The sequence below is a fragment of the Shewanella fidelis ATCC BAA-318 genome, from assembly GCF_000518605.1.
Taxonomy (GTDB): domain Bacteria; phylum Pseudomonadota; class Gammaproteobacteria; order Enterobacterales; family Shewanellaceae; genus Shewanella; species Shewanella fidelis.
This window is the reverse complement of sequence record NZ_KI912458.1, coordinates 203182-215591: the sequence shown is the minus strand read 5'-3', so window position 1 is coordinate 215591 and position 12410 is coordinate 203182. Positions and strand designations below refer to the sequence as shown.

11 protein-coding genes are annotated in these 12410 nt (G+C 44.6%); 2 read left to right on the top strand and 9 right to left on the bottom strand.

Annotated elements, in window-relative coordinates:
* Window positions 1-3 precede the first annotated feature (3 nt).
* The 9 genes from L884_RS0114445 to L884_RS0114405 form a co-directional block, all read right to left on the bottom strand.
* Window positions 4-2037 (bottom strand): S9 family peptidase, encoded by a 2034-nt coding sequence (locus L884_RS0114445; RefSeq protein WP_028768160.1) that lies wholly within the window; start codon window positions 2035-2037, stop codon window positions 4-6.
* A 54-nt stretch (window positions 2038-2091) separates the two neighbouring features.
* The gene (locus L884_RS0114440; RefSeq protein WP_028768159.1) at window positions 2092-2322 is read right to left on the bottom strand and encodes a hypothetical protein; all 231 of its coding nucleotides are present in this window, start codon (window positions 2320-2322) and stop codon (window positions 2092-2094) included.
* 256 nt (window positions 2323-2578) lie between these two features.
* On the bottom strand, window positions 2579-3337 hold the full coding sequence (locus tag L884_RS0114435; RefSeq protein WP_028768158.1) for an SDR family oxidoreductase: 759 nt from the start codon (window positions 3335-3337) through the stop codon (window positions 2579-2581).
* Window positions 3338-3341: 4 nt separating this feature from the next.
* Window positions 3342-4259, bottom strand: coding sequence for a 3-hydroxyisobutyrate dehydrogenase (gene mmsB, locus L884_RS0114430; RefSeq protein ID WP_028768157.1), 918 nt, complete (start codon window positions 4257-4259; stop codon window positions 3342-3344).
* A 121-nt stretch (window positions 4260-4380) separates the two neighbouring features.
* The gene (locus L884_RS0114425; protein ID WP_037410992.1) at window positions 4381-5523 is read right to left on the bottom strand and encodes an enoyl-CoA hydratase/isomerase family protein; all 1143 of its coding nucleotides are present in this window, start codon (window positions 5521-5523) and stop codon (window positions 4381-4383) included.
* Complete coding sequence (locus L884_RS0114420) at window positions 5523-6314, bottom strand: enoyl-CoA hydratase (protein ID WP_028768155.1); 792 nt, start codon at window positions 6312-6314, stop codon at window positions 5523-5525. Before L884_RS0114420 ends, L884_RS0114425 begins: the two co-directional genes overlap by 1 nt.
* 57 nt (window positions 6315-6371) lie before the next feature.
* A complete protein-coding gene (locus L884_RS0114415) occupies window positions 6372-7529 on the bottom strand; it encodes an acyl-CoA dehydrogenase family protein (RefSeq protein WP_028768154.1) in 1158 nt (385 codons plus the stop codon).
* A gap of 194 nt (window positions 7530-7723) precedes the next feature.
* Entirely contained in the window at window positions 7724-9223 is a 1500-nt protein-coding gene (locus L884_RS0114410; RefSeq protein WP_028768153.1) for a CoA-acylating methylmalonate-semialdehyde dehydrogenase, read from the bottom strand.
* A 171-nt stretch (window positions 9224-9394) separates the two neighbouring features.
* On the bottom strand, window positions 9395-10585 hold the full coding sequence (locus L884_RS0114405) for an acetyl-CoA C-acyltransferase (RefSeq protein ID WP_028768152.1): 1191 nt from the start codon (window positions 10583-10585) through the stop codon (window positions 9395-9397).
* A gap of 417 nt (window positions 10586-11002) precedes the next feature.
* Here L884_RS0114405 and L884_RS22160 point away from each other — a divergent pair, with 417 nt between their 5' ends.
* Together L884_RS22160 and L884_RS0114395 are read left to right on the top strand one after the other, a co-directional pair.
* A complete protein-coding gene (locus L884_RS22160; protein WP_051435646.1) occupies window positions 11003-11701 on the top strand; it encodes a helix-turn-helix transcriptional regulator in 699 nt (232 codons plus the stop codon).
* A 156-nt stretch (window positions 11702-11857) separates the two neighbouring features.
* Window positions 11858-12385, top strand: a complete 528-nt coding sequence (locus L884_RS0114395; protein ID WP_028768151.1) for a hypothetical protein — start codon at window positions 11858-11860, stop codon at window positions 12383-12385.
* Window positions 12386-12410: the final 25 nt, after the last annotated feature.

Below are 12410 nucleotides of genomic sequence, written 5' to 3'. Positions count from 1 at the left end.
AGCTTATCGCCTGCGCAAATTATCGATATTTTCAATTGCTAATGCTGGCATGCTACCGGCTGGCGTAAAGCCAAATATTTGTCCATAAAACGATAACTCAGCTTCAAGTGCCTGCTTTTTACTTTGTGGTGATACGCGGTTGGCTGCATCATCACTGAATGCCAAATAGGTGACAGGCACACCTTTAGCTTTTACAGCCTCATAGATAATCAGCGACTGCTCAGCTGGGATAAGTGAGTCATTGACCCCTTGGATGAGAAGCAGCGGCTCATTAATCCCTTTTAAGTTGGCCATAGCGGAGCGCTGGCGGTAATTATCTATGCTGCCCAATAGTCGCAGTAAATAATGGGATTCAAATTTATGGGAGTGACGCTTAAACTCTTCCATATCGCTGATCCCCGAATAACTCACTCCTGCACCAAATGTGCTGTAGTTAGCCACTGCCGATAACGCAGTAAATCCACCAGCACGGTTGCCCCTAATCGCGAGTTTACGTCCATCGACATCACCACGATTAACCAGAAACCCTGCAGCCCTTACAGCATCTACAACGTCAGATTTCCCCCAATTGCCATAAAGGCTATTACGATAATCGCGGCCAAAACCAGTACTACCACGATAATTAACATCAAACACCGCAAAACCGCGGCTAGTCCAGTATTGAACATCGCGCCTAAAGGCACGGCTGGCTTTTGCTGTCGGGCCTGCATGCATCATCAATACTAATGGCGGCTCTTTATCGCTTGGCCCTCTAAAGTTTGGATTTTTAGGCGGATACAAATAGCCATGAGCCAGCTCGTCATTCGCGGTTTTGTAACTGAGACTTTGTGGTCGTGAAATAAAGTGAGGGTCCATCACAGGTAAGTTTGGTGCATAAACTAACTGCGCCGCTCGACCTTGGATTTTATATATGCCCTTTTCAGGTGTTTCTTTGGCACCAACAAAAAACACATCATTACCATGTTGAGTCACGTAATCTATCTCAGCAAACTCAACCGCAATAGGCTCGGTCACACCGCTGTGAGTATCAATGCGGATCAACTGAGCTAAACCATCGTTATTGTATGTTGCAATCAACCTATGCTCATTTTCAAAGGCATAGCTGTAGTTACCAATTTGCCAATCTGCATCGGCAAACTCGGCCTGCTGTGCTAATACGATTTCAGGAACATACTGTGGATCTAAACGATAAATGTTCCACCAATTATTAAAATCAGCAATGAAGTAAAGCTGTCCTGTAGGGCTAAATAGAGGCTGAGTAATTGCACCTTGTTGCGCTGTATCTATCTTACGTGGGTTAACAACTGCGCCTTTTGTATCAAGATCAGCTAACCACAACTCAGTCTTATCCCAAGGCATGTTGGGATGGTTCCAAGCGATCCAAGCAAGCTGAGTTTGATCAGGTGACAGCACAGGCATACTATAAAAATCTGCGCCAATCGCCAGTGTTTGCCCTTCATCTGCATAGCTTAAATTAATCCCGACTAAGCTATGCACAGGTTCGCCATCACCACGATGATCTTCACGGACACAAATAAGTCTTGATGCCTTAGGGTTAGAGATACAACCCGCGTGACGGGTGCCATTAGGTGTTAATGCAAATGGTGCTTGATTCGGTGCAATGCGATATAGAATTTGATCAGAAAACTTAGTGGCAAATAAACTGTTACCAATAGCGGCAAAAGGCGCGCCACCGTATTCGTTCACTCTGCTGCGAATATTAAAGTCAGAAGAAACAACTTTTGTGAGGCCTGCTTCTGTATCAAAACGATATACCGCTTTTTTGCCTTCGTTATTTGCGTTACTTTGTACAAAGTAAATGCCCTGAGTGGTAGCGCGGACATCACTGATATCATCGGACAAATCATAGACATCTTCAGGCGTCACAGGCGATGCCCAACTGCCGAACTCAGCGACATAAACGCCATCAACTTTCGGTGCAGTAGGAGTTATCTCAGATGGTTTAGTCGCATTATCGCAGCCTATCAATGACAACAGGCCTACAAATACTAGCAATGTAATGGATATCAGTTTCATTTCTTACCTAACCTGCAGTCCCAAAACGACCATTAGCTTATTTATTATCAATACCTAAGATTTACGACGGAATTTATTCACAAACCAATTAATCACACCGATTTGCTTATGGCGACTTAAACCAAAATAGATACACACCCATGGCGATAACAGAATATACCAAGGGATAGCTGCCGTGCTTTTACCTGTGAATAATAGATAAAAAAAACCGAAATAGATCACCGCCAGACCGACACAACCCACAACTAACATCATTATTTTTGTCGCTCTTTCAAGCTTATCCATTTCGTTCTCACACTCCTTTCAATACTGTTCAGTATATACATTTGGTCGCTCAGCGAGATTGCTGTTATTCGAATTGAATAAGCTTGCCAAAAATCCCCTGAGTCGCTTAGCGGCTTAAGCTATTATGACCCAACACTAAAACATTATTCAAATTCTGATATTTAGCTATAAAAAAACGGGCCAACGCCCGTTTTTAAACTGCAATAGTACCAGCTGCACAACCTCGGCATTGGCACCATTTTCATAGGCAGTAAGCTTACAAACGGATACCACCGTCGATTTCAAATACGCGACCATTAACATAATCGTTTTCGATAATGAAGCGCACAGTTGAAGCGATTTCATCCGCTTGACCTAAACGGCCAACGGGTACCATTTTCTCTAAACGCTCTAGTGCTTCTGGCTTCATCGCCGCAGTCATTTCAGTTTCAATTACGCCCGGTGCCACAGCGGCGCTACGAATATTGTAACGTGCCAGCTCTTTTGCCCAACCCACGCTCATTGCGGCTACACCCGCTTTTGACGCAGCGTAGTTTGATTGGCCCATGTTACCTGCTTTAGCAAGGCTTGAAATATTGATGATCACGCCTTGCTGACCGGTTTCAATCATAGCTGCTGCCGCTTCACGACCACACAAGAATGAGCCAGTCAAATTAACATTAATTACCGATTGGAATTGATCAAACGACATACGGTCATACACTTGGCCCTCTTTTGCTTTAAGCAATAAGCCATCACGTAAAATACCCGCGTTATTCACCAATACGTTTACTTGACCAAAATCCTCTTTAATAAACTGGAAGGTGGCAAATACATCCTCTTCATCAGTAATATCAACCGCATAACCTTGTACTTCAGTAGTGGCACCAATGTTTGCACAGGCTTTTTCCAACTTCTCTTGGTCAACGTCGATAAGTGCTAATTTGGCACCTGCGGCCGCTAAATTCTCCGCCATCGCGTAACCTAGCCCACCAGCACCGCCAGTAATAACAACAACCTTATCTTTTAAATCCATTGGATCACCCTTTATTTTTTATCTGTTCTGAATGAGCAAACTGCTCAAAAATGCTCGAAAAATCACGCTTACCGTTGCCTTGCTTAGCATGATTAACATAAAGACTACGCGCTAAAGCGCCCATCGGCGTGCTTGAATTAGATAGTAGCGCTGCTTCTTGCGACAAACCTAAATCTTTTACCATCAAATCAACCATAAAGCCGCCTTGGTAACCATTTGATGATGGCACAGACTCCATGACACCAGGACAAGGATTATATTTATCCAAAGTCCAATTGCCACCACTACTGACTTTCATAATATCAGACAGTATTTGCGGGTCGAGTCCATGATCTATCCCCATCTGCAAAGACTCAGATGTAGCAACCATAAGTACCGACAGCAGCATATTATTACATATTTTAGCGACTTGCCCAGCACCCGCAGCACCTGCGTGGAAGATATTGCCACCCATGGCATTAAGTACGCCTTGCGCTTGCTCAAATGCGCTATCACTACCACCACAAATAAAGGTTAACGTGCCTGCTGCCGCACCTGCAGTGCCACCCGACACGGGTGCATCAATAAATGCCAGCTCTTTTTCAGCTGCATGTTTTGCCACAAAACGTGCACTGTCGGCATCAATGGTTGAGCAGTCAATGAGTAAAGTACCGGCTGCGACAACATCGATTAAACCTTTAGCGTTATCATCACCCACATACAGACTACGTACATGCTTACCAGCAGGCAGCATAGTGATCACTATGTCAGCTCCAGCAGCTGCGCCACACGCACTATTTGCTGTTAACGCCCCCTGCTCTGCAAGTGTCTGCATGGCCGCAGGAACCAAATCAAATACTTTAACGGTAAAACCCGCTTTAATTAGATTGGCCGCCATCGGCCCGCCCATATTTCCTAAACCTATAAATGCTACTGTACTCATGTCTCGCTCCCGCTCACGTATGTGAGTAATTGGTAAGGATTGTGCTCCCTATTGCGGCTAAAACTACTCACCGCTAGCGTTTAGCTGTTAATCCGTTTAATAAGCTCATCTTGGCTATTAATTAGTGCAAATCCTTTAGTGGATGCAGGCTCTCTTCCCATGGAGATTGCAATAAACTTGCGACAAAGCCATCAGGGATAGCTGCCACATCACTAAACAGCCACTTTGGATTACGATCTTTATCAATGAGTAAAGCTCGCACTCCCTCGCTAAAGTCAGCCTTAGCGCAGCAATTAACACTTAGCCCCAATTCCAACTTAAAGCACTGAGCTAAGCTCAGCTCAGAACTAAAGCTTGACTGCAAATGCACTAAACTCAAGCTAATAGGGCTACCTGCCAGCATGGTTTTCAGTGCCTTAGCTAGCCAAGGCTTATCTTCTAAGACATGCTTTTGTAGTTGCTGCACTTTGGTTTGAATGTCAACAAGCGAACCCGTCATCAGTTCATCAATTAACGATTGATGTTGTTCAAGCTGGCTGACACCTGCTTGAGCAAGCCCGCCAGCACTAATACTCTGAAGCATATAGCTTAATAATTGGTGGTTAGTGTCGGCATCATCTTGCCAATCAAGCTGCGATAACTGCGCCAGCAAGGTGCCTTTGTGGTCAGAGTTAAGGTAGTAGTTGCCTATCCCTACATACAACGCATCGCTAGCCGACATGTTGTAAGCGGTCATACCTAAAAATAAGCCACTTTTGCCCGGCATACGATTTAAGAAGTAACTGCCACCAACATCAGGATATAAGCCGATAGTGACCTCTGGCATCGCAATACGTGAACGTTCAGTAACGATACGATGGCTTGCTCCCGCCATTAAACCTAAACCGCCGCCCATCACAATGCCGTCACCCCAAACAATAACGGGCTTACCAAAGGTATGTAGCAAGTAATCTAGCTGATACTCTTGGCTAAAAAACTCCGTCGCAGATTGAGTTACTTCTCCCGGAGAAGCAATTGATGCTTGATGAATTGCTCGTACATCACCGCCAGCACAAAACGCTTTTTCACCTGCGCCATCAAGTATCACTGCAACAATTGAATCATCTTTTTGCCAAGCGCTGAGCTGCGCAGCTAATAACTGCACCATATTCAGGTTTAATGCGTTAAGGGCTTTTTCGATATTTAACGTCGCCACACCAATGCGCTTAGTCGATGGGGTTTGCAAGGTGCTAAACAGCACTTGCTCGCTATTAACCTCACTCATTAGGCATTCTTCCAATTTGCTTTGCGCTTGTTCAAAAACGCATTTACCCCTTCTGCTTGATCTTGGGTATCAAACAGCTCAACAAATAACTCTCGCTCAAGAGGGAGCGCTTGTGAACGCGGCATACTGCGGCCAGCTTGAACTAGCGTTTTGCAGGCTTTAACACTGCTCGGGCTTTGATTGGCCACTTTTTCAGCCAGCCCCATAGCTGCATTAAAGCCATTACCCTGTGCAACCACTTCTTCAACTAAGCCGATTTTTTCTGCTTTTTCAGCTGAGATGCGCTCACCACACAAAATCATACGTTTTGCCCAACCTTCACCCACAAGAGCGGTTAAGTTTTGGGTACCACCAGCACAGGGCAGTAAACCAACAGTCGCTTCAGGCAATGCTAACTGTGCCTGCTCTTCACAAATACGTAAATCACAAGCCAGTGCCACTTCTAAGCCACCGCCCATGGCGTAGCCGTTAATCGCAGCAATAGACACACCACGAAAAGCACTTAATGTTTCAAAAGCTTCACCAAAATAACCTGCCATTTCAGCGGCATTTTGTTTATCGCCATCAGCAAACAATTTTAAATCAGCTCCCGCAGAGAAAAACTTATTGCCCTCACCAGTGATCACCAAGGCGTAAACGTCTTTATTCTCATTTAACGCTAATACTTCATGTTTTAGTTCTTGTAAGCTCTCAGCGGTCCATGTATTGGCTGGCGGATTATTGATACTAATTACCGCGGTATTGCCAACTATTTGCTGCTTCAATAAGCTATTATCTGTTGCTACTGTCATAAAAACTCCTGTTACAATCCTGAAATCAAGCAAGTGACGACTTGTTAGCGTCAATCTCTATAAAATTGCGCCCGCGTTTTCATCTAACAAACGACGAGAAATAATTAAGCGCATGATTTCGTTGGTTCCCTCTAAAATTTGGTGTACTCGCACGTCACGCATATGGCGCTCTAATGGGTATTCACGAATGTAGCCGTAACCGCCGTGGATCTGTAATGCTTCGTCACACACTTTAAAGCCGATATCTGTGGCAAAGCGTTTCGCCATCGCGCAATAGGCTGTAGCTTCAGGATCTTGAACGTCTAACTTAAACGCTGCTAAACGTACCAATTGACGCGCAGCGACCAGTTCTGTTGCCATGTCAGCAAGTTTGAACTGTAACGCTTGAAACGCCGCCAGCGGTTTACCAAACTGTTTGCGCTCATTCATATATTCAGTGGCACGCTCAAGGGCTGCTTGCGCTGTACCGATTGAACAAGTTGCAATATTGATCCGTCCACCATCAAGACCTTTCATCGCAAAGGTAAAGCCTTGACCTTCTTCGCCAAGTAGATAAGCCACTGGCACACGCACATTTTCAAAGGTGATTTGCCTAGTTGGCTGTGCATTCCAGCCCATCTTGTCTTCAGCTTTACCATAAATAATACCTGCAGCATCTGCTGGCACAGCAATGGCTGAAATACCTTTTGGTCCCGCTTCACCGGTACGACACATCACCACCAACATTTCGGTTGCGCCTGCACCTGAGATGAATACCTTTGAACCTGAAATCACATATTCATCGCCTTCACGCACCGCTTTGGTTTGTAATGATGCCGCGTCACTTCCAGAACCGGGTTCAGTTAAACAGTAAGAGGCAAGCTTTTCCCCTGTGGTTAATGATTCAGACCACTCTTGACGCAATACTTCAGAGCCAAAACTGGTGATCATCCAAGTCGCCATATTATGAATGGTTAGCATCGCAGTGGTTGCGGTACAGCCCATAGATAGCTGCTCAAAAATAATCGATGCATCTAAGCGAGACAGTCCCATGCCGCCTTCTGATTCAGGCGAATATAAGGAGCAAAAACCAAGCTCGCCGGCTTTTTGGATCACGTCTTTCGGGAAGTGATGCTCTTCATCCCATTTCGCAGCAAAAGGTGCAAGCTCTTCTTTGGCGAACTGCTGTGCCAGATCGGCAAATTGGCGTTGGTCTTCATTGAGGTTGAAATCCATCTGGGTACTCCTATTTATACTGTCTCATGCTCTAAACACCACTTAATGTGGGTCAAAGCTTTGGGTCTTGTAATGCCTGCAGCTAAGCAAGCTGACCTCTATTGATTATTAATTTGTGATATTTGCTTGTTGCAGCGACTAATTACACTTATCAGCTCAAAAAGCTCGCCACCATTAAGGTGGCGAGCTTATGTTTATTTAAGGTCAATAGTCATATTCGGTGTTGATGCCACGGCGATATCAGACTCAAACCAGCGCGCTGTAATGGTTTTGGTTTCTGTGTAAAAACGCACTGCTTGCTTACCATAGGCATGCTGATCACCATAGAAACTGCCTTTCCAGCCTGTAAATGAGAAGAAAGGTAGTGGCACAGGGATCGGCACGTTTATACCCACTTGGCCCACTTCAATTTCATGTTGATACTTACGCGCAGCCGCGCCGCTTGCTGTAAAGATTGAAGTGCCGTTGCCATAAGGGCTATCGTTGACAATGGCAATCGCATCTTCCAGGGTGTCGGCATTCATGCAACAAAGCACTGGTCCAAAAATCTCTTCTTGGTAGATGCTCATATCCGTGGTCACTTTATCGAACATGGTTGGCCCAACCCAGTTGCCCGACTCATAGCCCGCGACAGTATAATCGGTGCCATCAAGTAAACATTCAGCCCCCTCTTCCTTACCTTTAGCAATTAAGCCAATAATGCGCTGTTTCGCTGCCGGACTAATGACCGGGCCATAAGCGGCGTCTTTATCATTCCAAAGTCCAGGCTTAACTTTAGCAATCGCCTCTTTCAGCTCAGGGATCCATTCTTTCGCCGCACCAACAAATACCGCTACTGATAGCGCCATGCAGCGTTGACCTGCCGCACCTACTGATGCTCCGACTAAGTTGTTAATCACTTGCTGCTTGTTAGCATCAGGCATGATCACGCAGTGGTTTTTAGCGCCGGCAAAAGCTTGCACACGCTTAAGGTTATCGGTACCGGTTTTGTAGATGTATTGACCTACGTTGACTGAACCAACAAATGAAATCGCTTTGATATCATCATGGCTGAGTAAAATATCCACTGCGCTTTTATCACCATGGATTAGTTGCACCACGCCTTTTGGCGCCCCCGCTTGTTCAAACAACTCTATTAAGCGTTGCGGCGTCATTGGATCTTGTTCTGATGGCTTAAGCACAAATGTGTTACCACAGGCAATGGCTAACGGGAACATCCATAATGGGATCATCGCAGGAAAGTTAAATGGTGTAATACCTGCACACACTCCTAAAGGCTGCGTGTAGCTATAGGTATCGATAGAACGAGCCACATTTTCAACGGTTTCGCCCATCATCATAGAAGCGATATTACAAGCGTGTTCAGCTACCTCAATACCACGCCAAACATCGCCTTTAGCATCATCAAAGGTTTTACCAGTCTCTTGCGCTAAAATGGTGGCAATTTCATCATGGTGCTCTTTTAACAAGTGCTGATACTTAAGCATCACCCGAGCACGTTCTGAGACCGGCACTTCTTTCCAACTTTGAAACGCCTCTTTAGCACCAGCAATGGCACTGAGCACTTCGGCATCCGTTGCCGCATTGACCACAGCTATCGTTTGGTTATTAGCAGGGTTAGTTACGGCGATTTGCTTGTCACCTTGACCTAATACCCATTCGCCATTGATGTAATGCTTCACTTGAGTTGTCATATCGCTTCCTAATTTGGCAAAGTCAATCACTGACATTTGCACCATAGTGAACCTGCTTGGCCTTATTGTTTGGCTATGTTTGCCGTGGCTGTGCGCAGGTTCGGTCTTGTTGATTATTTGATTTACTTACTCGCTCTATCATTTCCCCAATAGAGCGTTAACAGGCTTAAATTACAGTTCAATCGCCATAGCTGTTGCTTCACCACCACCAATACAAAGTGATGCCACACCACGCTTAAGGCCACGTGCTTTAAGTGCATAGATTAGGGTGACTAACACACGAGCGCCCGAGCAACCTATCGGATGGCCTAATGCGCAAGCACCGCCATTAACATTAACCTTGCCGGCATCAAGTCCAAGCTCAGAAATTGCCAACATTGTCACCATGGCAAAGGCTTCGTTGATCTCGAACAGATCAACATCTTGTTTATCCCAGTTCACCTTATTAAGGAGTTTGTTCATGGCACCAACGGGTGCAGTGGTAAACATTGATGGCTCTTGTGCGTGAGTGCTATGGCCCTTAATTGTGGCCAATACATCCAGCTTTAATTCATTTGCTTGGCTACGAGTCATGAGCATTAATGCTGCTGCACCATCGGAAATTGAGCTGGAGTTGGCTGCGGTAATGGTGCCATCTTTGGCAAAAGCGGGACGCAGAGTTGGGATTTTATCAGGGCGTGCATTACCCGGTTGTTCATCGGTATCAACCACGATGTCACCGCGGCGGTTTGCAACTGTCACAGGTGTAATTTCATCGGTAAAAGCGCCAGAGTTAATTGCTGCATTGGCTTTTTCGAGTGAGCTTAATGCAAAACTATCCATCTGCTCTCGGGTTAACTTAAAGTCATCTGCTGTATTTTGTGCAAATGTCCCCATCGCGCCACCAGTGTAGGCATCCTCAAGACCGTCAAGAAACATATGATCTAGCACTTTACCATGCCCCATACGCATTCCACCGCGGGCTTTATCCAATAAATATGGTGCTTGGCTCATACTTTCCATACCACCAGCAACCACAACATTTGCGCTACCAGCTTTAATTAAATCATGCGCCAACATCACGGTTTTCATCCCTGAGCCACAGACTTTATTCACTGTGGTTGCGCCAACAGACAATGGCAACTCTGCCCCAAGCGTTGCTTGACGTGCAGGTGCTTGACCAAGACCTGCGGGAAGCACACAACCCATTAAGACTTCGTCAACCTGCTCACCAGCTAAACCCGTTTGTTGCATAACGCCCTTGATTGCTGTCGCAGCAAGCTTTGGTGAAGCGACACTTGATAGCGCGCCTTGAAACCCACCCATAGGAGTGCGCTTGGCTGCCACAATAACAATATCTTGATCTAACTGAACTGAACTCATAATTACTCCGCTAATACGCTAGTTAACCTTTACTTAAACGACGCCAAAGCCATATAAAATTTGGGGTACAGGGCTTTGTTGTTGAGTCGTTCCGAGGTTATTCTCTAGCCAATATAAATGTGATCTTGCTCAATATTTACCACTCTGACGTTTACGCGAACGTAAAGCAAGTACTGATTGGTCAATTTTATACCTAAGCATGAGTAAGGGTTGTCACTTAATATTTACAAACAAGTTGCGCCAAGAATATTTGATTAATTCAAACCCGCTCAAACAAGCCAATTACAATCTTTGCTAGCAAAATAGCCTAAAGAAGGTAGGTGAAAAAGCATAATAGTGAGCAGCGTCAAGGATTTATTTATCACAACATGACTTAATGCAAGCTAGCCTAAATAGGGTTAATTCAAGGAATGAAAGATGACCGTTCAAAACGAACAATGTATATATATCGTATCAACCAATGACACATGGAAAGCTGTTGTAGCGGCTATTTTAGCCAGCAGATTTGACACTCAAAAAATTATTCAACAACAGAATACCGAAAACCTTTTCCAATTAACGTCAGACACAATTGTGATCCTTGATAACGCGACTTTTGGTACTAATGTTGTAAATGGCATACCTCCAATTCAACGTGGAGGGCAATGGCTATTAGTTAATGCTACTCATATTGACGAAGCGAATGTCGCAGAGATTATTTCTAAAGGTTTTTCAGGTTTAATTACCACTGAACTCACACTAGAAATGCTTATTAGAGCATTACGCACAATCGAAAATAAGCAGTTATGGTTTAGTCGAGATGCGATGTCACTAGCACTAAAAGTCTTGGTTAATTCATCAGAAACCGGTCAGCATTCTTTAAATCAATTAGGTGATAAGTACTTACTTTCTTGTAGAGAGAAGCAAGTTTTTTTCCACCTTTTAAATGGCAGTAGCAACAAGGAAATTGCCAACCAACTTCATTTAAGCCTCAGCACCGTCAAATGCCATGTGTCCAGTATATTGCTGAAAACCGGCAAGCGTAGTCGCTCACAGATAAATAGCTTATTAATGGAGCCAGAAAACAGCAGTGCACAAAGTGCAGCGGTAGCAAACATCAGCTTTCAATGCGCTTAGCCACTAAACAATCTTTCAATCAACTTTTCTTCTCCCTTAAACTAGTTCCAAATTAGTTCTTTTTATAGCACCTAACCATCCCTATGGACGATAACAAACCATACCTCTTTATAGATACACTCAAATTGTCCAAGCCAAACCTCTAAGGTGAATAAAATGAAAACGTTAATCAGTAGTGTTGTGGTTGCTTTGCTTTTTTCAGCTGGTGCAGCAGCAAATAACTGGTCTAGCAACCCTGATGAACATCCAGATGGCGCAAGTCAATTTAATGTCAACTTAACTGGAGAGATCCCGCAGCGTTGCTACATGTATTCAACGCAAGATCAATCCATTGAGTTAGATGTAAAAACTCCCTATGAAGCCGCGAGTGAGTTTAAGTTCCAAGCATGGTGCAATAACGATAATGCCAAAGGTACATTAGTTGTTGGCGCACAAGCGTTTAAAAATAGCAACGGTGTCGATGTTATTCCCCTTGAAGTCTCATTTAATGGAACTTCAGGAACAATTGATTCAGAAAACAATGCAAGTAATAGCCATGCCATTGAGGTGGGGATGGACGTCAGCAACAGCACTGAAGGTTATTTAAGTGCGAACAATACGCTGACGATTAAGCCTGTTATTAACGGTTGGGAAAAGGCCGGCGAATACAAAACATCAATGTATGTTGCACTTTATCCAAGATAAATAACCAAGGTGTTCAATCATTCCG